The organism is Nocardia higoensis NBRC 100133 (assembly GCF_000308595.1).
Lineage (GTDB): Bacteria > Actinomycetota > Actinomycetes > Mycobacteriales > Mycobacteriaceae > Nocardia > Nocardia higoensis.
The window spans coordinates 127,156-150,641 of record NZ_BAGA01000058.1; the positions used below are offsets into that span (position 1 = coordinate 127,156).

Genomic DNA, 23,486 nt, shown 5'->3' on the forward strand with positions numbered 1-23,486 from the left:
GACCGCAACTCCGGCTGGGCAGCGAAGAAAATTCATCGAATCCCCCGTTTTTCATCCATGGCCCGGTCGGTCGAAGAGTTTGGTCGGTCGGTCGCGGCATGTCAAGCCGGCTGAAAATCATCGCCCAGTGCTCGAACCTCGTCGACGGCAACCTCGAGGTGGGCATCGTGAAACTCGACGAAGCCCACAGCATCCCCGGAATCGACGTCGCGAACAACAACTATCAGGTCGCCCTCGCCTGCTCGCAGGGGCAAGCCGCTTTCGAGGGCACGATCGCTGATACCTCGAACGGGACTGCCGCCAGATCTCTCGTCGTGTGTACGTCGTCTTCGAGCACACCGCGGTCTTCCCGAAGCCGGGACTCCGAGGCCGTCGACTGGGGACCCCGGCCTCTGCGTAGCGTCCTATATCGTGGACGGGCTGTCGGAAACAGGGAGGGACATGCGCGCCATCAATGCCGCACGCACTGTGATCGCGGGGGTAGCCGTTCTCGGGCTGGTCACCGGGTGCTCGGACATCGGTCTCGGTGGGTCCGAGGCGGGGACGCCAACCGCGGCGACGCCGGAGATGGACAACCTGCTCGATCCTTGTACCGATATCCCTGACGAGTGGCTCATCGAGACCGGTCTCGACCCGTCGACCGAGCAGAACATCGTCAACCCGGACAAGATCTCGTCCTGGCGGATCTGTGGCTGGGAACCCTCGACGCACACCTATCGGATGGACGTGCTGTCGACCAGTCGCACCATCGAGGAAGCCCGCGCCAACCCAACGGTGGTAACCCTACGTGAAATCACCATCGGCGACCGACACGGAGTCGTGAATAAGAACGACCTCGAGACCGGCAGGATCTGTTACGTCAATCTGCCCGCAGAGCAGGGCATGTTTGTGATCGGTGTCGGTTGGTACGGGAGTCGGACGGCGGAAGACGGATGCGACCAGGCGGTCAAGCACGCCACCGACCTCGAGCCTCACCTACCGAATTAGCTGAAATTGCTGGGGGACAACATGACTGACAACACAGAAGCACAGCTGAAGACCTGGCAGACCTTCAAAGAGCAGGGCATCAACGGCCAGTTCAAATTGGAGACCGCAGTCGGCGAGGCCTTGGTCGGCCACTGTGATGCTTTTTTGCTGGAGCTGGAGCGCATGAGAGGTAATGTCGAGAATATCCGGTTGCTCGCCGGGTACGGCGGTTTACCCTCCGCAATCGATCTGAAAACGAAGTTCGAGCAGAAGGCCGTGGGTGGTGGGACGCATGATCCCAATGACAACGCCCTCGCCCGCATCGACCAGCACATCGAGATCGTCACCACGATGCGCGATGCGTACAAGGCCGCGATCGGCAAACTCGAGGCAGTCGACCAGGAGACCGGCCAGACTGTGACGAACCAGGGCGACCAGATCAATTGAGCGCCTGTCGTCGACCAGGCTGTTCTTCGCTCGGCCGCCACCGCGTCAACACCGCACACCCCACCGCGAACTCCTCGACATCGCGAATAGCCCGCCCCGCAACGAGGTCCAGCTCGAACGAGCTCCCACCGCCCCCGGTCATCGCCGCGATCATCTGCCGCGCGGTGGCCCGGATCGCGGCCTTGTCACCGGTCACCGTCCACCGGTCCACGGCCGGCACGTGGATGAGCCACTGCGGCCCGCAGCAGTGCACTTTGACGTAGTACTGGCGCACGTCGTTCACGATCTCCTCGCTCGGGTGGGCCGGTGCCGGGTCATTCGGCCCATGACAGGGCTTCGGTGAGGGTCACCGGAGGCGGGGGAGGTGTCGGCACCCCGCCCCCGGGACGTTCGGGTGTGTCGGCCCACCGCCGCAGCGCGCGGGCGTAGCGCTCGAGCACGGGCAGCGGCACGGCCTTGTACGGGGCGCGTGGCCGGGGGAACGGAACCCGGTGCGGTAGTGCGTTGGTCATGTGTCCTCCCGCTGGTCGAGTGGCGGCGAACGGGGAGTCTCGCCGCGCCGATCACCCGCTCAGTGGAGCACCGGACGCGGGCGGTGTGAACATTCCCGCGAGAACTCGCGACAGAAACCGGCAAACGCCCTGGACACCTTCCAGCGACCCTGCACAATGGATTCCATACGGTCGAAATATGGTCTTCCACAATGTATTTCAGGATCTTCCAGTCAGCGCGTGCGGACATTCCACAGAAGGGAGCAAACGGTATGGGGGAGAGGGTTTCGAGCGCCGACGATCGGCAGCTCAAGGGCGACATTCGCGGGACAGGGGGCGTTCCACACCGCAGCCTCGGCCGCTGTCTGCGGGGGATGCGGCAGGAGGCGGGACTGTCGATCGAGGTAGCGGCGCGGGCGATCGGGCGCGGGGCGGGAACGTTGCATCGGTTGGAGACCGGTGCGCCGAACGTGGTCGTGCGGGATGAGGACCTGCGGCGGCTGTGCAAGCTGTATCAGCGGGTGGATATGTTGCCAGTGTTGAAATCGCTTGCTGCGCAGGGCAAGACACCCGCGTGGCTGGACGAGTTCTCCGACCAGGTGCATCCGACGTTCAACGCCTACCTGCAGATGGAGACAGCGGCTTCTCGTCTTACCGGCTATCGACCCGATCTGCTGCCAGGGCTCTTCCAGATCCCGGAGTACGCGCGGGCACTGGATCGGACCTACTTTCCGATGGACACCGCTGAGGAGATCGAGCGCCGAGTGCGAATCCGGCGCAATCGGCAAAGGCTGATCACCCGCGACGTGGCGCCGATGACAGCGGTACTCGTACTGGACGAAGCGGTGATCCGACGAGTTGTCGGCGATCCCAGAGTCATGGCGGCGCAACTGCGGCACTTGGCGGACCTGCCGCCGAACGTCCGGGTGCAGGTCCTTCCGTTCGGCGCGGGGTTCCCGCTGGGAACCTCCACTGGCCCGTTCACGATCCTGGACTTCGCGAGCGACGGGGACGGGCGGGTGTTGGAGCCGCCGGTCGTCTACGTCGAGAGCTACGCGGGCGACATCTACCTCGAACGCGAAGCCGCTGTACAGAGGTATCGAGCTGGAATGGAGGTCATGCGGCGGGTAGCGTTGGACGTTCCGAATAGCAAGCGGCTGCTGCGGCAGGTGGCGAAGGAGTTCGACTGTGTCCGTTGATCTATCCGGAGCGCGCTGGTTCAAGAGCACTCGTAGTTCCGCTGGCAAAGACTGCGTCGAAGTTGCGCACTTGGACGGTGGGCACGTAGGGGTCCGGGACTCAAAGGATCCTGGCGGTGGGGTGCTGGTGTTCACGCCCTCGGAGTGGGATGCGTTCCTGGTGGCGGCACGGGATGGAGAGTTCGATCGTCCCTGATGGCTGATCTGTGCGGCGCTTACCGAATCAGACCCACGTATGGCGCGCCTCATCGCTGGATACAGCGCCTGAACGGACGCCTGCGGCAATCGCGATGCGAACCAAGACGGAGGTGGCTCGAAGAACCCGCGGCTCCAGCACGGAAACCGGTTGCCGCGCTGCTGTCCTCATATGCTCAATGGTATCGTCGGGTCGACGCCGACATTCGGGCTGTGGATTGCTTCAACGGGGGAAAATACAGTGCCAGATCATCATCCGTCGCAAGATATCCAGAGGATCAACGAAAAGCTCGCAGCCATCCGAGGATCGGCGCGATCCCAGGATGGCAGCGTGATAATCGAAACTGATGTAGGTGGCCGCATCACGGATCTGTGGATTGCAGATTGGGCAATGGAACAGCATGGTCCGCAACGGCTGGCAGCGCTCATTATGAATAGGCATAAGGAAGCCCTGGCCGGTGCGCTGGATTCTGCAGCGCAAGCATTCGACGGGATCGGGGGAACAAATGCCACCGAATTTTAACGTCGACCCGGCAAAAATGCGGGAGCTTGCGCGGGGTCTCCGCAATCACGCGAGTTCAACCTCTGTGATTCAGCCGGTCGCGAAGGTAAGTCGAGACCTGGCGCGGAAAAATATGACTGATTCAAATTTCGCAGTCAAAGTAGAAGAGTCGTTGAAGGCGCTGGATTCAGTGATCCAGTACCATGTCCGCCGCATGAACGAGCATAGTGACGCGATTGATACTTCCGCGACCACGTACGAACAGGCTGACGATACCTGGGCCAATGGATTCAGATAGCGGGGAGAATTGTGCCTGAGTCTCTGACTGTGTCGACGGTACTCGGATGGGACCTCCGATACTTCGGTCAATGTATCGACATCATGCTTGCGGCGGCAAATACATTAGAGACCGAAGCGGGGGGCGCTGGCGGTAAAGTTGAGCAGTCCGAATCGTACTTCGAAAGCGTCGCTGGCGACGCTTCACGGAAGCGTGGTGCGGACGACAAGTCCGACGCTTTGGCAACTGCTGCGGTGCTCGAAGCGCTAGGTAACAGCCTGAAGTTCTACGCAGGCGAACTGGAATCCAATATCTCGACGATTCGTGAACAGAAGAAGCAGGCAGAGGACTCCATCTGGGATCTTTATGTCACCGAAGATGGGCATGTCATATCGCGAAAGTCGAATTGGGAGACATACAATGATTACGGGCTCTTCGGTAGTGCTGCGGTCGCAGCCAAAGAATTCTGGACACGGCGGTACGACAACCTGATTTCCGCTGCCCTGACATGGATCCAGCGTGTTGACCAAGAGGGTGCAGAGATCTACATTCGGAATATTGAGGGCCTGTCCGACAGGGTGAAAGAGGCGATGACGCCGGTGTCAGATGATCCCGAGCTGGCCAGGATTCTCAAGGAGTATCAGACAAGTTCATCGACTGAGCCTCCTCGGCTCTGGCCGGTCGGTCTGATCGCCGATCTTCTGAAGGAGAATGGTGTAGAAATTGATCCCTCTCTGTTCACGGCGGAGGAGATTGCCGCCATGGAGCAGTTATATCGAACTCAGGGAATCAATGCGGTAGGGCAGGCGCTGCAGATGCCGGAATTGGCGAATGCTGCATCGCTTGCGTATTCCCCTGAGACCAAGTCGGACGGTCACGGCGACGCGTTCCGTCACATGTACTGGAATGCCTTGATGTCCCAGAAATTCGGTGAAGAATGGACGGAGACCTACGCCACAGCGCATGAAAAATCGGGTGGCAATAATGCTCAGCGTGAGGCGATGGACTTATGGAACAATGAGCTCGGCAGGAAGATCGGCGCAGCCAATCCAAACGCCACTCCTGAGCAACTGCAGGAGTTGGTTCGTCAAGAGATCGAAGGTGAGAACGGCCGTGCGATCGTGATCACCGGGGCGGACGAGTCCGGTAAACCATTTACGTCTGATCAGGACAAAAAGATTTCATGGAGCACATCGACAGATCCTGGGCGGACCGGATCGCCAGCTGGTGTCGGTATCCCGCTGCCCGGAAGCAAGTAAGAATGCGCGTACTGCCGAAGATCGTCGGGCTGCAAATAGCCATCGTGCTTGCAGTCTCGATGTTGGCATCGGGATGCGGTGGTGATCGACCGAAAGCGAAGCCGGAATGTCCCGTATCGTTCGATTTCAAGTCGCCCCGAAAGCCTCTTGGTGACGGATCGGGACTGCTGACCTCCGCGAGAACGCACGCACTGGGCTCGGAGCCTGTGGCGATGAAAGCAGTCGTCACTGGTGGAGGATTGAGGGGGGATTGGGACCGGATGGTGGTCATCTTTCCTGGAACCACTATCGCCGACCTGAATGCCAACGCTGGCACGACGCAGGTTTGCTGGGAAAATTTACCTCGCTCCTATATCGATGATGTCCCGCTTAGGGCCTATTACCTGTTCCTCAAGTCAGGTGAGCCCCTTCAGGCTGTTTCGTGGTTCTATCCGAATGATCATGAACTGAATTTCAGGTCTTCCAAGACTATGGCAGTCTACCCGGATACTATGATGACCCCAGTCAATGGCCCGGGAGTGGATCCGTATCTTATATTGACTGCGGAGTAGGCGCTTCCGAGTAGGTAGTATTGTGTCAGGACGCGGCGATATACCGCAGCCGCTTTGGTGAACGTAATCGGGATGGGCAACGAATTCGGCGACGTTCCATGTGTGTGGTGTGGCAGTTGCTCTGCGTTGTTGTAGCTCGCTACTCGACTAACCAGTCTTGCGCCTGTATGGCATTTGTCCAGCTTGTTTGGAAGATGGATCCGTCTGGAAACATAACTACTTCGCGTTCGCGAGCGGTATCCAGTATTTCCAAAACGCGCTCGCCGAAGCCAACTGGATCGTTTGCTGGGGTCTCTCTTGTAAGTTCGGCAATTCCGCTCAAGAGTCCCAGCTGTACGCCGAAATCGCCAAAAGTACTCATCTCGAACGGCATGTCAAGAGCATGGATGGTGCCGGCCTCCCTGCCAGTTGCATAGGTGCCGGCTCCGAGCGCTTCAATGAAGGGTAGATAGTAGGCGTACAGGTAGCGGTCTCGCGTGAGATCATCGAGTCGGATCGCGTTCTCGTCTGGTGTTTCGGGGTCAAACGCATCGACTACCAGATCGCCGTTGGGGAAGGATGCTACGCATCCCAATGCAAGCCATGGCGGCGCGCCTTCGATCGACAGTACGGTGCGTTTCTGTTCGATGAGCTTTCCTCGAAGCTTAGGCTCCATGGCGCGTGAGCGTCCTTTGGCCTCAGCTACCACCCATCCTTTGGGAGCCTGGCCGATCAGGTCGGCGCGCTTACGGCCGTTCGCGAACGCGACCCCGAACGTCGCAGCGTATCGATCGATATGGAGTAGGTGACTTACATCCAACACTTGGTTGCAGAAGATCGTTGTCATCGCCATTCCGAGGGCATAGGACAGACTGACGAGTTCTGATCGATCGAGATTGTTCGTCAGAGTGGAACGAACTAGGGCGCCGCGGGGGCGGCGCCGAATATATGCGGGGATGATTGACGTGCGGTGCAGCCATTCCCATGTCGAAGATCTGCCATAGCGGTGTTGATCGCCTGGGGCTCGGCCGGTAGTGAAAAGCGCGTGTGCGAGTTCGTCTGTTCGAAAACTCAACTGACCGTATTTTCCTACTGATGCTGGGAATCTGTATGCGCGATAGTCCACCTCGAATGACGGCGAAATCGGTATTGTTACCATGCTTTTCTAGACTCGCAATCTTAGTGCATTTCAATCCCGAACGGACATAGGGTGTCGTCCGGTAGTTCTCTTACCTGCGGGCTATACGATCAATGCGATTTATTGCCTGGGTGGGCAGGTGTCTCGGGTGACACTACGGTGACATCTGCGTCGGGGGCAGCGAGCTGCTGCTGCGGTCACGGCAAACGTTGTGGAAAGCAAGTAGCGTGTCGCGCTCGCGGTCTACGGCGGAAAAGGGGGCAGCGTAAGTGATGCCGTCGACGGTGATGTCGGTGCGGCCGAGTCTGGGGTCCTTCCGGAGTTCGGAGGCGATCTTGGTTGGGAGTTGGTGGCCGTTGACGTCGTAGCGGGCTTCGTGTTCGTAGCGTTGGAGAACAGGGAATTGGGTGCGGTAGATGGTGAGGAGTTCTTCGGCGGTGATGCCGAGCATGACGGCGACGATAGCGTCGATCTCTATCAGAGCCTTCCGGCGGTCGGCAGCCCTGCGGAGGGGAGTGCGGACGTTCCAGGTCGGGGCGATATCGCCGAGAGAGGTAGTAGCATTCTTGCCTAGCTCCGGCGTCCACGAGTCGTACTGCCAGGACTCTTGATACAGCGAGTTCCACAGGTCAGCAAAGGGGTTGACCAGGCAGTTCAGCCGTAGCGTTCTGAGGATCAGGCGATCCTCGAGTGGGTGCCCGGTCGGGCAAGGAAACTGAAGCCATGTAGAGGCTTTGATGTGCGCGTTGCCGATGACCTTGATCATGAAGTCAGCGATGAGGGAGTGGCTAACGCCGGCAAGTACGACGAGTCGTCTGTTGTCGCCGCCAGTCATTAGGCTGTGTACCGCGTGGACGTGGGTGGGACCTGGCGGTAACAGTGCGGATTGGAGTGTGCGCACAGTCGCGGTGTCGCACATCTCCCGCCAGGCCAATCGGTAGAAGCTTGAGCTCGGCTCCCCATCCCATCGCGGGTACGCCGCCAGATACTCGGCCGAGGGACGCGCCACCTGGTAGTTCGTTTGGGGAATGAAATCTCCGGGCAAAGTTTCTAGCTCGACTTGTGAGTAGTCTGCATTGCTGCGCATCGTGGGGTTGCCCTGCTGGTAGATCGGGGTGGCAACGGTGAAATGCGGCCCTTGTAGAATTGCATCGGCCCAGCGGATGGGGGCCGCAGATCGGACTTCGAAGTAGCCGAGTTTGCGATCCGCCGATTCGTGCCAGCCGGCAGTCCAATGGAAGCCTGTCGCTGGGATCCGGGGCGCCGCGGCGATCTTCTCCAGCACTTCGGCGCTGGCACGGTTTACCGGGTACAACATGCGGGCCTCGGCGGCAGGGGTACCCGGAGCATCCAGGAGATCTGCCCAGCGACCGAGTGCGGATTCGTCCACCTTGATAATTCGTTCGCGATGTGGACGGGTGTCCCAGTCATCGTTATAGCGAATTCCGGGCGAATCACCGCTTCCGTCGTGCACAAGCGAGCGTTCCACAACAGCGGGTTGGAAGATGGAGCCAGCGTGGAGAAAATTGATCTTGTCGCGTAGGCGGCCGGACACGTGTACACCGAACACCACTTTGTGACTGATTTCCCGGAAGACGTACGCGTTGTTCTTGAATCCCCAGTGCCTGCGCAGTCTGTGGTAGGTCTCCCGACGCAGAGTTTTCGCCCGCGCCTCGGTGAAGTGACTTTCTGGATGGATCAACGACACGATCCCATCCCGGGCTGCCGAACGCCAGGTCCGCTCCATGAAGCACCGGTACAGATCAGGCTGCAGCCCGGCCAGCACAGACCGGTCGATCCCTGATCCCAGATGTGCACTGAGTCCCGCCTGCTTCGACCGTTCGTTCAGGAACACCGTGCGCGCGTCCAGTAGAACCAGTGTCGAAACGAGTTTGTCCCTCTTGACTGATTCCGATGGCTTGTTCGCCAACTGCCACCACGGGTCGAAGTCAGCGAGCACCGCTGCTTCGTCCCAGTCCGGCCGTACCCACGGCGGATTACCGACCTGGAGATCGAAGCCACCGCGCTCGAACACCGGGGCGAAGTCGAGTTCCCAGTGATGGAAACCCTGGTCTTTCGCGATCTCGGCGGCGATCCTCAGCCAAGGGAATGCAGTAAATGCCTTGTCGATCGGCAGCGCTTGGGCGAACATGCGGTCGGTGTGCTCGGCGACATCGAGGTCGTACCAGTTCAGGTCACCAGCAATGCTGATCTGCCCATGCTTCTCGTACTTGCCGGCCTTGGGCGGGGTGCCGAGCAGTGCCTCCAACCCGCCCACCCAGAGATCCCAGTCCGGCGCAGGTACATCGATGGTCACCGACCAGGACCACAGCGCACACCAAGCATCCATCGCCCGTCGAAGACGTCGATACGCCCCATTTTCGTCGTACAGCACCGCCTCGATCTGCTCTCGCGTAACAGCAGGCCCAGCCTCGACAGCCTCCCCACCCCACAAATGCAGATCCCGCCGAATAGCCGACTCCGCAATCGTCAACCGCCGAAGAGTCAACTCCCACAACGTCTCCACCCGCTGCGCCAGCCCAGCAAGCCGCTTCACGATGTCCTTCGACGGCGACTTCCGAATCTCGTTCCGCCACAGCCGCAGCTCTTCCCGCTTCTCCGGCGCATACGTCTTCGCCTCGGCGGTATCGACCACCGCCCCCCACCCCTCGGCAGGCAGCAGGAAGTGATGAATCCCCGCCCCGACCTCCTCCCCGAGCGGCACATCCTTCGGCACGGTCTTCAACCACGCCTTCTTCGCCAGCTGCCCCGGCTGATACACCGCCCGCCGCGCCCCGATGAGTGAGTTGCCACGCCGCAGGTGCAGGCCGAACCACGGCGCTTGCAACCCGGCGACCATGGTGTCCAGCCACAGCGAGATCTCGGCGAGTTCGACTGCGGTGGCGTTCAGGTCGACGCCGTAGACCTGGTGAAGGGCGATGTGCGCCTTCACCTTCTGCAGTTCCACGGGGTACTGGTCGGCTTCGATGAGTTCGCCGAGGTCTTCCTGTTTGCGCTTCAAATACTCCCCGGCGAGCTGGCGGACGGCTTCGATGGCGAAGGCGCCGGAGCCGAGGGCGGGTTCGCAGATGGTGAGCTGGAGGATTTCCTCGGGGGTGGTGCGGTGGTCGTTCTGGTCGAGCAGTTCCTCGAGGGCTTGGGAGACGACGAACTTGGTGAGGACTTCGGGGGTGTAGTACGAGGCGGATTGCTGGCGTTCGCGGCCGGCGAGGCGGAAGACGAAGGTGCCCTTGCGGTGGACGACGGGGCGCATTTCGTGGGTATCGGGGTCTTCCTTGCGCACGAAGTCGGTTTCGGCGAGGTGGTCGGCGCGGTCGACGGGGACCACCCAGGAGCCCTTTTCCGGGTTGCCGTCCTTGGCGACCTCGTAGAGGTCTTCTTCGGCGAAGAAGCCGGTGTAGGACATCAGGCCCTCGTAGACGGCGCCGAGCTGGTTGATGCCGAGTTCGGCGTAGCTGATGAAGCCGCGGTCGGCGCCTTTGCGGCCTTTGCTCTCCTTACTGAGCAGCAGGTGTTCGAGGACCTGCTGGGTGGCTTCGTTGCCGAGGCCGACGTCGTCGATGAGGGCAGTCGCCTTGGGGGAGAACAGGTCGGCGCGCAGGGGGTTGAACTCGAGGCCGGGGGCGGGGTCGTCGGTGATGTTCTCGCGGGTGGCGGGGGTGTGGCCCTGGTCGACGAGGTCGAACAGTTTCTTCAGCGACTCATACAGGTGGGTGCCGGTGCGGGCGCGGTGGGAGACGAGTTCGGTGAGGGTGAGTTCGCGCAGGCGGTCGAGGCCGTAGCCCTCTTCGTATTCGGCGGCGCCGGTGGGCAGCACCTGCATTTCGGGGGAGGCTTCGGCGTAGAGGAGGAACAGGATGCGGTAGAGGAAGCGCAGGGACTGTTTGGCGAGGTCGTTGCCGTCGATGCCGTCCATGGTGTTGCCTTTGTCGAGGCGGCGGCGCACCACTTCGTTGGCGATGATCTCGATGGACAGGCGGATGCCTTCGCGCAGGTCCTTGGAGACGCCGACGGTGTGTTTGACCGAGTCCTCCAGCACGCCGGTCCACCAGAGGTTGCCGTCGGCGTCGGGGCGCAGGGCCTGGTGGCCGAAGATGGCGCAGGTGCGGTCGACTTCGCCGCCGCGGGCCTCGTGTTTGCGTTCGGCGACGACGAGCAGGTCGACGGCCAGGTAGCGGCCCTCGGCCCAGCGTTCGGCCTCGGCGAGCAGATGCCACTGGCCCGCCTGCACCACCACGAAGGCGGGCGGGGTGTCGGAGCGGAAGGCGGCGGAGACGGCCTTGGACACCGACTCGACCGGCTTGCCGTCCTCGGTGGCGGGGGTGAGGAGCAGGCCGGTCTCGGGGGCCAGCAGGTCTTCCAGCGCGGACACCGGGTTCGCTTGCAGGAACAGCACATTCGCGGTGTCGGGGAGCTGGGCGTCGGGGATGGACACCTCCGAGCCTGCGCGTTCGGCGGTGAAGGCGGACAGCTCGCCCGCGAAACCGAAGACCTCGCGGACCTGGGCGTGGGCCTTGGGGGCGGCTTCGGGGTCCTCGGCGAGGGCGGCCAGGGCGGTCTGCAGGTCGCGGGCGGCGGCGAGGAAGCGGCTGCGGACGGTCGGTCGGCCTTCCTTGGCTTCGGCGTCCCAGGATTTGCGCAGTTCCATGACCTTGCCGTGGAAGGACTCCTTCACCGAATCGGTGGTGAAGTAGTGCTCGCTGATCCAGTCCTCGCCGACGACGATGGAGTCGAAAGAAGGCATGGTCATTGATCCTTTTCGGGGACGATCACCAGCAGCGGGCGCACCAGCTGCTGGGTGGGGGCGAGGGATTCGGCGAGGCGCTGTTCTTCGGCGATGCGGCGGGAGAGCTTGTCCACCTTAATTTTCTGGCTGCCGAGCAGGTCGAGCTGGTCGGCGGCGGCATACCAGCGGTCGGCGCGGGCGCGCCACTGGGTGAGGCGTTCGGTGGCGGTGCGCTCCTGCTGGTCGAGGACGATGCTCATCGCGTGGGCGGCCTGGTCGACGGCGCGGGGGATGAGCGGGCGCAGGGATGCGACGTCGGCGAGCGGGCCGGGGTTGGCGGTGCCGGGCTGCAAACCGGTGTCGGTGAGCAGGAAGTCGAGATCCTGGTGGGTTTCGACCAGGGAGAACGACGGGTTCTCCGGCATCGGGAAGACGACGGTGGCGAAGACGCGGGAGACGAGCTGGCCGCGGCGGTTCATGAGGGTGCCCATGAGCAGGACGGTCGGCGCGTCCAGACTGCCTCGAATGGCGAAGACCTGGTTGCGGCCCAGAGCGCTGAGGGCGCGGTCGCCGGCCCAGTCGAGCACGGGGTGCAGGGGGCCGAGGAAGTGGGCTTCGGGCCAGGTGGTGTTGTCGACGCCCTTGCCCTGTTTGGCGGCGCGCAGCTGGGCGTCGCCCACCTGCGGGGTGGTGGCGAGTTTGAGGCGTTCGAGGACGCCGCCGTGCTGGAGGTAGTTCTGGGGGAGCTGGGCGAGGCGCTGTTTGAGATCTTTCGGGGGGACGAGTTCGGCGATGCCGTGGTTGGGATGGACGGTCCAGCCGACGCCGCCCGCGCCGGGGTCGGCGTGCGGGACGTCGTCGAAGGCGGCGGCCAGGGCCTCGTCGAGGAAGGTGAGGTCGTCGGGGTAGAGGCTCTGGCGAGGGAGTTCGGGCAGGTCGGGGGTCTGCTCGTCGAGGGCGTCGAGGGCGTCGAGTTCGGCGAAGAAGGCGTCGATGTCGTCGCCGGCGAGCACCTCGTCGAGGGTGCGGACCTCCTCGTCCAGGGTGGTCTTGCGGGCCAGCACGTCGCGGATGGCCGATTCCTCCTCGCTCACACTGTGTTTGCCCATCAGTGAGGCCACGTCGCCGAGGGCGGAGTGGGCCTCGTTCTCCTTCTCCAGCAGGCGCGAGAGGACGCGCAGGTCGCCGGAGAAGTCGGGGTCGGAGGGTTCGAGGATCAGGGAGGAGATCACGGGGGGCTTGCGCTGGCCGTAGCGGTCGATGCGGCCGTTGCGCTGTTCGATGCGGATCAGTGACCACGGGATGTCGTAGTGGATCAGGTGGTGGCACTGGGCGTGCAGGTTCACGCCTTCGGAGGCGACGTCGCCGGTGACCAGCACGCGGATGGGGGAGGTCTCCAATTTGAAGCTGTCGACGATCTCCTGCTGCTCCACATCCGAGAGGCCGCCGTGCAGCATGACGACGTTCTCCTGCTTCAGGCCCAGGGCGGGCGGGAGTTGTTCGGTGAGCCACTTCAGGGTGGCGATGCGTTCGGCGAAGACGACGGCGCGCAGGTCCGACTCGGGGCCGACGCCGATCTCGGTCAACCGCTCCACCAGCGCGGCCTGCTTGCCCGCGGCCTCGGTGAAGGCCTTGTCGTTGAGGTCGGCGAGGGTGTTCAGCGCTTCGAGTTCGACGCGCTGTTCGGGGGTCTGCGAGCTGCCCCTGAGCTTCGCCCGGCGCTGGTCGACGGATTCGCGCAGCGCGGCGGGGGAGGAGAGGAACGCCTTGGCCAGCGTCCACGGGAACAGGGCCTTGGTCTCGCCGGAATACGGGGAGGAGCCGGTCTCGGGATGCAGCCACACCTGCGAGAGTTCGCGCGCCACAGCGTCTTCCGTCGCCGAGGGCTGGACCAGGCGATGGACGGGCTCGGCGCGTTCGGCCCAGTCGCTGCCGACCTCGGCGGCCACCTCGTCGTGATGGCGGTGGCGGCGGATCAGCAGGCCCTGCACGTCCTGCTTGTCGAACGAGCCGTCCGGGGCGACCGCCGTGGGGTCGAGCAGGCGCAGCAGTTCGGCGAAGGATTCCTCGCGGCCGTTGTGGGGCGTGGCGGAGGCCAGGATCAGGGCCTCGGTGTTGGGGGCCAGGACGCGGGCGAGTTCGTTGTTCTGGGTGCCGACATTGGTGAGGTTGTGGGATTCGTCGATCACCACGGCGTCCCAGTGCTGGCGTTCGAGGTGGGCCTTGTAGCGGGGGCTCTTGAGGGTGTCGATGGAGATGATGGCGCGCTTGTAGTAGGTGAAGGGGTTGCGGGTGGCGGGGAGTTTCTGGCGCACCTTCTGAATGCCCGCGGAGTCCAGGCGGACGAACGGCAGGGCGAAGCGGCACCACAGTTCGTGCTGCATCTGCTCGAGCACGTGGCGGGGGGTGACGATGAGGATGCGTTCGCCGCGGCCCCGGCGCACCAGCTCCGACAGGATCATGCCGATCTCGAGGGTCTTGCCCAGGCCCACCGCGTCGGCGAGCAGGATGCGCGGGCGGATCAGCCGGGGATCGAGGGCTTTGGCGACGGCGGCGCGCTGGTAGCCGAGGGAGTCGGCGAGCATGCGGGTGGAGACGGTGAGGGTCTGGTCGCCGTAGGGGAAGGGGGTCTTGCGGAGCAGGGCTTCGAGCCAGAGGCGGGAGTCGCGATAGCCGGAGGAGCCGTCGGCGACGATCTCGGCGGCCGACGGGTCCTGCACTTCGATCTCGTCGAGGCTGGAGTAGAAGGTGGCGGTGGTGTCCGCGACCAGCTCGGACAAGCCGCGCACCCGCAGCAGCCAGCCGTCGGAGCCCTGTTCGGCGGAGGTGACCAGCCATTCCTCGTCGCGGACGACGACGATCGAACCGGGGGCGACGTTGAGGTCGGCACGCGGGGGCGCGGAGGTCATCGACGGGGCTCCTGCTGTGTGGGCGGTGGATCGAACCAACTTAGTACCGCTCGGGAACAGTGCGGCGTTTCGCTCCGTCATCTGTTCGGACCACTCACCGGCCACAGCGGCGTGTCGGAGGCGAGGCTGCCGGTGAATTCGAGTGCTCTGCCGATGCGCCGACGCGTTCGTCGGAGAAGGCGATGAGGGTCAGCGCGCGTTGTGCGGGCAGTAGGCGAGAGTGGCGGCGCGGACGAAGGTGTGCGGATAGTCGAGGGTGTCGCTCAGTTCGTCGGCCAGGATCAGGCGGTTGCGCGCGGTGCCGCCGTAGGTGTCGAGCCAGGTGCAGCTGCGGTGCGCGAGCTGGATGGCCGAGTCCTGCACGCTGCAGGACTCTTCGTCGAAGTGGGAGTCCTCGAGGAAGCGGTAGTCGGCGCCGGAGCGCGGGCCGCAGCCGCTGGAGGAGGAGCCGCCCGCCGAGCCGGTCGACGGTGCGGCGGTGGCGGCGGGCGCGGCGGCGAAGGTGGCGGCGGCGCCGAGGGCGAGCAGGGACGTGAGTGTGCGCAGGGCGATGGGCATGGTTTCCCCCGGGTGGGTTGGGGCTGCCCGGAAGGCGGTGATCGCGGTCGGGCGGCTGATGGTGTCACGCAAGCGAATTGGTTGCGCTGTACGTCGGAACCATAGCTGTGCGATGAAATCATTGTCAATCGTTGATCTGCTTTAGTTGTTGAACAATGTAAGCTGCTGCCCTGAGACCTGAGGCCGTGAGCTCTCCGCCGATCGGCGCCTCGGGGGCGGGCCCACGACCCGCGTGCTCGCCGGCGGCGCGCTGTTAGCGTGTCGCGGATGTGCCGATCGACCTGAGGAGGTGCCGAGGTGTGGCACGACTTCGCCGAGCAGACCTTCGGCGCGACGCTCTACGACCCCGGGTACTACGGGGACGACGGTGATCGGCGGTGGGGGTCGGCCGAGGGGGCGCAGGCGTGGGTGCTCCAATGCCTCTCGCAGGCTTCGGAATCGGGGGCGGTGGTGGTGCTCATGCCGACCGCGGCCATCGCGAGCGCGCAGGCCCGGCCGTTGCGGTCGGTGTTGTTGCGCGGGGGAGTCTTGCGCGCGATCGTGACCGGGCTGGCTGCCGAGCGCGACCTGTGGGTGCTCGCCGAATCCGATGGTGAACGGCCGGAGCATGTCTTGCTGCTGGATGCGGGCGGGGATCGCGCGCTGGTGGCTTCCGTCTGGGGAGCGTTCCGGTCCGATCCGGGGCATCCGGCGGCCGCGCGGTATGTGGTGCGCGCGATCGATCGGCTCGACGAGCGGGTCGATCTGAGCCCGGAGGACGCCCGCGTTCTCGAACTCGATCGCTACCCGGCGCTGCGGAGTGCGCTGGTCGATCGGCCCGGGGATCGGCCGCCGGTGCTCGAACCGGTGGAAGTCGTTGCGGCGGGGGCGGTCACGCTGGGCGAGCTGGCCGAGGCGGGGATGGTGGGCTTCCATCAGTCGCCGCCGACCGTTGGGGCCGCGGGCAGCGCGCCGATGTGGACGGCCAAGGATGTCCGGCTGGGGCGGGCGCCGTCTCGGCAGGGCGACGCGGCGGCGAGCGGGGCGGTGATCTGCCGGGCCGGGGACGTGGTGGTGGTTGCCGAGGACGCGGTCGTGCGGGTGTGCGGGGCGGACGGCGCGTTGCTCGGGCCCGGCATCGAGTTGGTGCGGGTGGAGTCGGAGGCGCTGATCCCGGACTTCCTCGCCGGCGTGCTGCGCGCCGCGATCGAGGCGCGCGGCTCCGATGGCATCGATCTCTATCGGGTGGCGGTGCCCCGCCTTTCGGCCGCAGACCAGCGCGAGTACGCGCGGGCTTTCGAGCGGCTGCGTAAGCTCGAGGACGGCTGGCAGCAGCGTCGTGCGGCCATCGAGCAGGTGGTTCGCCTCGGGTATCTGGGTTTGGCGACCGCCCGATTGCGGCCGGTCGAGACCGGCGAATAGTGTTTCGGTTCGAGATTCACGGAGGTGGCCGGGTGCAGGTCGTCGGGGGCCGTTACGACCTCATCCGGCAGGTCGGCGCCGGGGGAATGGGCGAGGTCCACGAAGGGTTCGACCGCAACCTCAAGCGCCGGATCGCCGTCAAGTTCACCCACGCCAGCCTCGACTCCGATCCGGAATGGACCAAACGCTTTCTGCGGGAAGCGGAGTTGATGGCCGCGGTCAACCATCCGGGCACGCCCGCGATCTACGACGCCGGGATCACCGACACCGATCCGATCCGTCCCTACCTGGTGATGGAGTTCGTCGACGGCGTGAGCTTCGAGGACCTGCTCGCCCGGCGCGGGCCGCTGCCGATCGGGATCGTCGCCGCTCTCGGCGCGCAGATCGCCGCCGTGCTGGCCGCCACCCATCGCCACCGGATCTACCATCGCGACCTCAAGCCGTCGAATCTGATGCTGTGCGGGAACGGGACGGTGAAGGTGCTGGACTTCGGGCTGGCCATCGCCCTGGACGTCGACCGCAGCCGCTACACCGCCACCGGGCAGACCATCGGCACCCCCGCCTTCATGGCCCCGGAGCAGATCGAATCCCGCGACGTGACTCCGCAGACCGATCTGTATGCGCTCGGCCTGATCCTGCACGAGCTGCTCACCGGCGAACGGGTCGTCACCGGCACGAACGCGTTCACGGTGTGGTCGAAGCAGGTCTCCGACCCCGCCCCCGACATCCGCGCCGGGCGGCCGGACATTCCCGCGGACATGGCGGGGCTGATCATGTGCATGCTCGAGAAGAAGCCGGAGAGCAGGCCCGCGGGGGCGGCCGCCGTGCACGCGGTGCTGATGCGGCACGCCACCGATGTCGCCGAGCTGATCGACGATGTGCACAGCCCGGCGCGGATGTATGCGCTGGCGGTCGGCGCGCCCGCGCGATCCCGGATGGCGGAAACGGTGCTCGCGCCCGGCCGGGCGGCGGAAACCGTGCTCGCGGAGACGCGCTCGGCCGGGGACGCCGACGCGGCCGCGGGCGGGGTCGTGCCCTCCGACGACCACAGTCGCGGCGACCTGCATCGCGCGGTGGAGAAGGCCCGCCACCTCGCCGACGAATCCCGCTATCACCCGGCCGTGCGGCACCTGCATCGCGCGGTCCACGCGGCGGTCCCGTTGCTGGGCGCGCGCGACGCCGATGTGGTGGACGCCAGGATCCAGCTGGCCGGTCTGCGCTTCGAATCGCAGGGCTACGAGGAGGCGGGCGAGCTGTATCGCGCTCTCATCGACGACCTCACCGCCGAGCGCGGCCCCTATGACGACCAGGTGATGTTCTGTCAGCGCCGGCTGGCCGAGTGCGTGCTGCACCTCGGGCACACCGGGGAGGCCGTCGATCGGTTCCAGCGGTTGAAGGCGCAGCTGGAGGCCAGGTTCGGGCCCGCGGACCGGCGGGTGGCCGAGGTGAAAGGCATTCTGGCGGATCTGCGGCGGTGAGCATCGGCGGAGCACGGTGCGCTGGCCGGTAGCCCGGGCAGCCGCGGGCCGGGGGCGGTAGCGTGCCGGGCAGCCGCGGCGACAGTTCTCGGTGAGCCGGGTCGAACGACCGGTCGAAGTCACGGGGCGAACCAGCCGGGTCGAGGTAGGAGGAAGGGCGTTGTCAGAAGTGCAGGGTGGGGGAGCGCCGCTGGCCGATCGCGGTGCCCGGCTGTTCGAATACCTGGCTCGCGTGCAGGCGATCGGCACCACGCGGGTGACCGAGGTCGAGAATCTCGGCTCGGTGATCTGGATGTCGGACCTGCCCGCCCACCAGGTCGTGCGCTACGAGCCGGAAGCCGCGGGCGGACCGTTCCTCGTGGTCGGCAAGGTGCGGGTGGAGCCGGTCGTGGAGTTGCACGACGCGCGGGTGCGCGAGTGGCTGGTGCCCGGACCCATCGACGACCCGGAGAACGAGCCGGAACTCCGGCAGACGCGCACGGGTCCGGCGGGGGTCGAAAAGCTCGAGGACCATCCGGAGGTCCTCGAGAGTTTTCATGGATGGCTGGTGCGGTGGCGGCCCTGGGCGGCCAAGGCGCGCCGGGATCTGCTCGCGCACAAGCTGTATCGCGAGCTCTACGACATCCACACCCGGCTGAGCGCGGCCTCGGAGACCACCGAGGCGGTGCTCGGTCTGGGCTGCCTGAGCTGGAAGCCGCCGCAGGGGGCGACAGTGCGCAGGCATGTGCTGACGGTGCCGGTGAAGGTCGATTTCGACGCGAGCACGGGCGCGCTGTCGGTGGTGGCCGACGCCGACGGTTCGGGGCTGACCGTCGAGCTGATGGACTTTCTGGAGAACAACCAGATCAGCAATCCGGGCATGGTGCGCGACGCGGAGAATTTCGCGCGGCAGGAGAACGTCTACCCGTTCGATCGCGGGGCGGTGGGCAATCTGGTGCGGCGGGTGATCAACGGCGTCGCCCCGGAGTCGGCCTATCTCGACCAGCTCGGTCCCGAACCGCCGCGCCGCGAGCCGACCGGCGCGTACGCGCCCGCGGTGATCCTGCGTCCGCGCGGCACCCGCGGGCTCGTGCGGGTGCTCAACTCGATCGCCGGGCGCATCCGCGATCAGGGCTCGGTGCCCGAAGGCATCCGCAACCTGGTCGACCCCGACTACGTGCCCGCCCGCGACGAGCCGAGCGACGAGGGCGCGGTGGTGCGCGACGGCGGCGACAGCTTCCTGCCGATGCCGCTCAACGAGGTGCAGCTGCGCATCCTCGACCATGTCGATTCCAGCGCGCACACGATCGTGCAGGGCCCGCCCGGGACCGGCAAGACCCACACGGCCGCGGCGCTCATCACGCATCTGCTGGCACAGGGCAAGCGTGTGCTGATCACCGCGCACACCGATCGCGCGCTCGAGGAGGTGCGCGGCAAGCTGCCCGAGGAGATCAAGGCGCTGTCGGTGGCGGTCGTCGGCACCTCACGGGATTCGTTCTCCGATCTCGAGGTCGCGGTCGCCCGGATCTCGGACGCGGCCGACGAACACGACGCACAGCGATCCGCGCGCCGGATCACCGCCGCGCAGCGCCGGATCGCGGAGCTGTGCCAGGCCAGGGCCGACATCAAACGGCGGCTGCGGGAGGCGCGCGAATCCGAGGTCAGGCAGTTCGATATCGCCGGCTACCGGGGCACGCTGACGGCGATCGTCGAGCGTCACCGGGACGACAGGGATCGGCTGGGCTGGATCGACGGGCTGGTGTCTCCCGGCCTGGACGCGGCGCCGCCGTTGTCCGCGCGCGACGCCGCGCACTGGCGGGAGCTGCTGCTCGACCGAACGCTGAACGATCCGGAGGTGGCCGCCCCGAATATCGTCGGCCCCTCCGAGCTGCCGCCCCCGGAGCAGATCGAACAGTGGTTCGCCCGGCAGACGGCAGCCACCGAGAAGTGCCGTGAATACCAGGAGATCGGCCAGACCGAGTGGGTGCGCCGGATCCAGCCGCTGCCCCCGGCGATCCGGACGGAACTGTGCGCGCTGGTGCAGGGCCAGGACCGCGCGGCGGCCGAACTGGTCGACCATCGCGAAAGCTGGATCGCGGACGCGCTTTTCGCGGTGCGCTCGGGCCGTCCGATGGAATGGCAGGCGCGCGGGGACCAGATCGCGGAGTTCCTGATGCACGCCGATGCGGCGGTCGCGGCCGTCGGGATCAGCGATGTGACGGTCAACAGCACCGATCTCGCGCCACTGGTGTCGCTCGCCGAAGCGGTGCTGGCGCATATCGCCAAGAAGGGCGAGATCAAGACCCAGGCCGACGGTTCGCCGAAGGCGGGCCTGACCACCGCCAAGGTGATCAAGGACGCCAAGCCGTTGTTCGATCTCGTCCGGGTCGACGGGCGGATCCCGACGACCGCCGAACAACTGGAGACATTCCGCAGCTACGAGAAGGCGGGACGGCTGCTCAACCAGCTCGACGCGGTGTGGCACGGCATCGCCGAACCCACCGGTGGGTCGCCGGGCTCGCGTCTGGCCCGGCATCGCGAACGGCTGAGCCGGCTGCGGTCGGTGCTGAGCTTCGGATCGCAACTGCGGGAGTCGGGGGACAAGCTGCGGCTGCACGGTCTGCCGGAGCCGGATTGGGCCGACCCGGGCTCGGTGCGCCGGATGGTCGAGGCCTTCGACGCGGTGACCGCGCTCGACGAGCTGCGCGCCGCCCAGGCGCCGATCGGTCAGCTGCTCACCAAACTGACCTCGTGGAGCAACGCGCCGCAGGCCACCGCGACCGTCCGCGATCTGCGGCTCGCGGTCGAGCGCGGCGACGTCCGTGGTTACCACCGCGCCCGCGCCCGCTCGGCCGAGCTGCGCGAACTGCGCGAGAAGCGCACGCGCCGAGACGATTTCACCGCTCGCATGGCCGCGGTTCCCGCGCTGCGCGACAGTGTGCTCGCCACGGTCGAGGATCCCGGCTGGGTGGCGCGGCTGGAGAGCCTGCCCGCCGCGTGGGGGTGGGCGGCGACGGGCCGGTGGCTCGCCGAACGCGTCGACGAACAGGTCAACGAACTGTTCCGGGAGCTCGACTCGATCGAGGACCGGTTGCGCAAGGAAGCGACCGAACTCGCTGTCACCCGTGCCTGGGATCGGGCGGTGGGGCCGGGCAGGCTGACCCCCTCCTCGCGGGCGGATCTGCTCCAGTATGTGCAGCTGGTGCGGAAGCTGGGTAAGGGCACCGGCATTCACGCCGGACGCAGGCGGGCCGATATCAAGCAGACGCTGGCGCGCTGCCGTTCGGCGGTGCCGGTGTGGATCATGCCGATCTACCGGGTGGTCGAACAGCTCGACATCGAGCAGGACATGTTCGACGTGGTGGTGGTCGACGAGGCCTCGCAGGCGGGGCTGGAATCGGTGTTCCTGCAGTACCTCGCGCCGCGCATCGTGGTGATCGGCGACGACAAGCAGGTCTCGCCGTCGGCGGTCGGCATCGATCAGAAGGAGCTCGACTCGCTGGCCGGGCAGTACCTGGCCGACGACAAGTACCGCGCGACCTGGCAGGAGGCCAAGCGCAGCCTGTTCGACGAGGCGACCATGCGCTTCCCGGCGCGGCTGACGCTGGTCGAGCATCGGCGCTGCGTGCCCGAGATCATCGGCTTCTCCAACAAGATCGCCTACGAGCCGCAGAACGTGAAGCTCATCCCGGTGCGGCTGTTCGGCGCGGACCGGCTCCCGCCGATCCGGACCGTGCACGTGCCCGACGGGGTGAGCACCGGGCGCAGCAATATCGTCAATGCCGTCGAAGCCGAGCGGATCGTCGCGCAGATCGCCGAGTGCATGCGCGATCCCGCCTACGACGGCAAGACTTTCGGTGTGATCTCGCTGTTGGGCAGTGCCCAGGCCAAGCTGATCTGGGACCGGCTGATGGCGCGGTTCCAGCCCGAGGAACTGGCCCGCAGGCAGCTGCGCTGCGGTGACGCGGCCGACTTCCAGGGCGCCGAGCGCGATGTGATCTTCCTGTCCATGGTGAAGTCCAAGGGCGAGGACTCGCGGCTGGTCGCGCAGAACCGCGAGGAAGCGGTGCAGCGCTACAACGTCGCGGTGTCGCGAGCGCGCGACCAGCTGTGGCTGTTCCACTCGATCACCCTCGACGATCTGCGCAATCACACCGACATGCGCTATCAGCTGCTGGACTACTGCCTGGACGGGTGGAAGAAGGGCGCCGAACAGCGGACCGGCCGGCCCGAGCCGGTGACCGAGGAACGCGTCGTCGCGCCCTTCGATTCGCTGTTCGAGCAGCAGGTGTTCAACCGGATCGTGGACCGGGGCTATCGGGTCACCGCGCACTACGACGCGACCGGCTACGAGATCGACATGGTGGTCACCGGTGACCACGCCCGGGTCGCGGTCCAATGCGACGGCGACCGCTGGGACGGGCCGACGGCGTTCGAGGCCGATCTCGCCCGGCAGCGGGATCTGCAACGGTGTGGGTGGCCGTTCGTGCGGATCAGGCAGTCGCAGTTCCTGCGTGATCCGGACGCGGCGCTCGAGCCGTTGTGGGAGACCTTCGACGCGTTGGGGCTGGAGCCGATCGGGCCGGAGCAGGATGTCGTCTCGACGGACGAGCCCGAAGATCCCGTGCGTTCCGAGGATGCCGAGCGGCGCGGGGGATATGGGCAGGCGGGGGAATCGCTGCCGACCACGACGTTGGGGCGACCCGTTCTGTTCGACGAGGCCGAGTTGCTCGATCAGGGGGTGCTGTTCGAGCGGTCCACGCCTGCCGGGGAGCCCGGTGGGTCCGCGCCGTCGGCGGTAGAGCCGGAACCGGCCGCGGCGGTGGCGGTGGCGGTGGCGGAATCGGCGGTGACCCCGTACCGCGCCTTCACCGAGCCGCTCGCCGGGCCGGAGGTGGCGTCGTCGGGCACGGTGGCCAAGGATCTGGTGCGCATCGTCGAGGTGGAGGGGCCGGTATCGGGCGCCCGTCTGCTCGCCGCCTACCTGCGAGCCGGCGGGGCGGCCGCCGACGAGGATCTGACGGGGACCGTCGAGCATCTGCTGGTGTCGGCGGTGGAGCGGGGCGATCTGCTCGTCGATGATCCGCTCGCCCTCGGCGATCCGGCGCTGCGGACCTATCGCACCCCGGATCAGCCGCTGACGGACCGGCGCACGCTCGGTCCGCGTTCGGTGGAGCAGGTGCCCGTGCGCGAACTCGCCGAGGTGCTGGCCGATGTCGCGGCGGAGACGGGTTGGCGCGACCGCAAGGACGTGCTACACCGCGCGCTGCGGATCCTCGGGCAATCCGAGATCACCGACCGTGCCGTCGCCGCCTTCGCGCTGGCGCTGCCCCTGGCGCGGCAGGCATCGGACTGAGTCGACCTGCTTACGGCGGATCGCCCCGTTCACCCGGTGCCGCGGTGATCGATG

At 65.7% G+C, this 23,486-nt stretch carries 17 protein-coding genes; 11 read left to right on the forward strand and 6 right to left on the reverse strand.

Going from position 1 to position 23,486, the window contains the following annotated elements; translation table 11 throughout:
• Positions 1 to 441 precede the first annotated feature (441 nt).
• Positions 442 to 987 (forward strand): DUF3558 domain-containing protein, encoded by a 546-nt coding sequence (locus tag ON26_RS07685; protein WP_040795285.1) that lies wholly within the window; start codon positions 442 to 444, stop codon positions 985 to 987.
• A gap of 21 nt (positions 988 to 1,008) precedes the next feature.
• Positions 1,009 to 1,413 carry a hypothetical protein gene (locus ON26_RS07690; protein ID WP_040795286.1) on the forward strand — a complete coding sequence of 135 codons (405 nt, stop codon included), beginning with the start codon at positions 1,009 to 1,011 and terminating at the stop codon, positions 1,411 to 1,413.
• On the opposite strand, the gene ON26_RS07695 is transcribed toward ON26_RS07690, so the two are convergent.
• A complete protein-coding gene (locus ON26_RS07695) occupies positions 1,406 to 1,696 on the reverse strand; it encodes a hypothetical protein (RefSeq protein WP_040795287.1) in 291 nt (96 codons plus the stop codon). The genes ON26_RS07690 and ON26_RS07695 overlap by 8 nt on opposite strands.
• Positions 1,697 to 1,727: 31 nt before the next feature.
• On the reverse strand, positions 1,728 to 1,925 hold the full coding sequence (locus ON26_RS07700) for a hypothetical protein (protein ID WP_040795288.1): 198 nt from the start codon (positions 1,923 to 1,925) through the stop codon (positions 1,728 to 1,730).
• A gap of 191 nt (positions 1,926 to 2,116) precedes the next feature.
• Here ON26_RS07700 and ON26_RS07705 point away from each other — a divergent pair, with 191 nt between their 5' ends.
• The 6 genes from ON26_RS07705 (at position 2,117) to ON26_RS33200 (ending at position 5,887) form a co-directional block, all read left to right on the forward strand.
• Positions 2,117 to 3,103 carry a helix-turn-helix domain-containing protein gene (locus ON26_RS07705; RefSeq protein ID WP_051026794.1) on the forward strand — a complete coding sequence of 329 codons (987 nt, stop codon included), beginning with the start codon at positions 2,117 to 2,119 and terminating at the stop codon, positions 3,101 to 3,103.
• The gene (locus tag ON26_RS32140; RefSeq protein WP_083883864.1) at positions 3,093 to 3,299 is read left to right on the forward strand and encodes a DUF397 domain-containing protein; all 207 of its coding nucleotides are present in this window, start codon (positions 3,093 to 3,095) and stop codon (positions 3,297 to 3,299) included. The genes ON26_RS07705 and ON26_RS32140 overlap by 11 nt, the downstream gene beginning before the upstream one ends.
• Positions 3,300 to 3,470: 171 nt before the next feature.
• On the forward strand, positions 3,471 to 3,821 hold the full coding sequence (locus ON26_RS32145; protein ID WP_083883866.1) for a YbaB/EbfC family nucleoid-associated protein: 351 nt from the start codon (positions 3,471 to 3,473) through the stop codon (positions 3,819 to 3,821).
• A gap of 16 nt (positions 3,822 to 3,837) precedes the next feature.
• Positions 3,838 to 4,098: a hypothetical protein gene (locus tag ON26_RS35065; protein WP_373280928.1), complete on the forward strand. Its 261-nt coding sequence runs from the start codon at positions 3,838 to 3,840 to the stop codon at positions 4,096 to 4,098.
• A 29-nt stretch (positions 4,099 to 4,127) separates the two neighbouring features.
• Positions 4,128 to 5,336 carry a DUF6973 domain-containing protein gene (locus ON26_RS31520; protein WP_157171813.1) on the forward strand — a complete coding sequence of 403 codons (1,209 nt, stop codon included), beginning with the start codon at positions 4,128 to 4,130 and terminating at the stop codon, positions 5,334 to 5,336.
• A 2-nt stretch (positions 5,337 to 5,338) separates the two neighbouring features.
• On the forward strand, positions 5,339 to 5,887 hold the full coding sequence (locus ON26_RS33200; RefSeq protein ID WP_157171814.1) for a hypothetical protein: 549 nt from the start codon (positions 5,339 to 5,341) through the stop codon (positions 5,885 to 5,887).
• A gap of 139 nt (positions 5,888 to 6,026) precedes the next feature.
• Here the strand turns inward: ON26_RS33200 and ON26_RS33205 are convergent, their stop codons facing one another.
• The 4 genes from ON26_RS33205 to ON26_RS07725 all read right to left on the reverse strand — a co-directional run bounded on the left by ON26_RS33205 (position 6,027) and on the right by ON26_RS07725 (position 15,290).
• Complete coding sequence (locus tag ON26_RS33205) at positions 6,027 to 6,713, reverse strand: hypothetical protein (protein ID WP_157171815.1); 687 nt, start codon at positions 6,711 to 6,713, stop codon at positions 6,027 to 6,029.
• Positions 6,714 to 7,158: 445 nt separating this feature from the next.
• Positions 7,159 to 11,769 carry an Eco57I restriction-modification methylase domain-containing protein gene (locus ON26_RS07715; RefSeq protein WP_040795337.1) on the reverse strand — a complete coding sequence of 1,537 codons (4,611 nt, stop codon included), beginning with the start codon at positions 11,767 to 11,769 and terminating at the stop codon, positions 7,159 to 7,161.
• Positions 11,770 to 11,771: 2 nt separating this feature from the next.
• Entirely contained in the window at positions 11,772 to 14,660 is a 2,889-nt protein-coding gene (locus ON26_RS07720; protein WP_040795289.1) for a helicase-related protein, read from the reverse strand.
• Between the two features lie 189 nt (positions 14,661 to 14,849).
• On the reverse strand, positions 14,850 to 15,290 hold the full coding sequence (locus ON26_RS07725) for a DUF732 domain-containing protein (RefSeq protein ID WP_040795290.1): 441 nt from the start codon (positions 15,288 to 15,290) through the stop codon (positions 14,850 to 14,852).
• Positions 15,291 to 15,515: 225 nt separating this feature from the next.
• Between ON26_RS07725 and ON26_RS07730 the strand changes: the two genes are divergently transcribed.
• From ON26_RS07730 to ON26_RS07740, 3 genes are all read left to right on the forward strand, one after another.
• The gene (locus tag ON26_RS07730) at positions 15,516 to 16,619 is read left to right on the forward strand and encodes a hypothetical protein (RefSeq protein WP_051026796.1); all 1,104 of its coding nucleotides are present in this window, start codon (positions 15,516 to 15,518) and stop codon (positions 16,617 to 16,619) included.
• Positions 16,620 to 16,651: 32 nt separating this feature from the next.
• Complete coding sequence (locus tag ON26_RS07735) at positions 16,652 to 18,097, forward strand: serine/threonine-protein kinase (protein WP_245545763.1); 1,446 nt, start codon at positions 16,652 to 16,654, stop codon at positions 18,095 to 18,097.
• Between the two features lie 169 nt (positions 18,098 to 18,266).
• Positions 18,267 to 23,432 (forward strand): PDDEXK-like endonuclease domain-containing protein, encoded by a 5,166-nt coding sequence (locus ON26_RS07740; protein ID WP_051026797.1) that lies wholly within the window; start codon positions 18,267 to 18,269, stop codon positions 23,430 to 23,432.
• Positions 23,433 to 23,486 lie beyond the last annotated feature (54 nt).

What these genes read in the sequence shown, in the direction of transcription:
- ON26_RS07685 (WP_040795285.1), top strand. Translation starts at nt 442, where the DNA reads ATGCGCGCCATCAATGCCGCACGCACTGTGATCGCGGGGGTAGCCGTT.
- ON26_RS07690 (WP_040795286.1), top strand. Translation starts at nt 1,009, where the DNA reads ATGACTGACAACACAGAAGCACAGCTGAAGACCTGGCAGACCTTCAAA.
- ON26_RS07700 (WP_040795288.1), bottom strand. Translation starts at nt 1,925, where the DNA reads ATGACCAACGCACTACCGCACCGGGTTCCGTTCCCCCGGCCACGCGCC.
- ON26_RS07705 (WP_051026794.1), top strand. Translation starts at nt 2,117, where the DNA reads ATGTATTTCAGGATCTTCCAGTCAGCGCGTGCGGACATTCCACAGAAG.
- ON26_RS32145 (WP_083883866.1), top strand. Translation starts at nt 3,471, where the DNA reads ATGCTCAATGGTATCGTCGGGTCGACGCCGACATTCGGGCTGTGGATT.
- ON26_RS35065 (WP_373280928.1), top strand. Translation starts at nt 3,838, where the DNA reads ATGCGGGAGCTTGCGCGGGGTCTCCGCAATCACGCGAGTTCAACCTCT.
- ON26_RS33200 (WP_157171814.1), top strand. Translation starts at nt 5,339, where the DNA reads ATGCGCGTACTGCCGAAGATCGTCGGGCTGCAAATAGCCATCGTGCTT.
- ON26_RS33205 (WP_157171815.1), bottom strand. Translation starts at nt 6,713, where the DNA reads ATGACAACGATCTTCTGCAACCAAGTGTTGGATGTAAGTCACCTACTC.
- ON26_RS07715 (WP_040795337.1), bottom strand. Translation starts at nt 11,769, where the DNA reads ATGCCTTCTTTCGACTCCATCGTCGTCGGCGAGGACTGGATCAGCGAG.
- ON26_RS07720 (WP_040795289.1), bottom strand. Translation starts at nt 14,660, where the DNA reads ATGACCTCCGCGCCCCCGCGTGCCGACCTCAACGTCGCCCCCGGTTCG.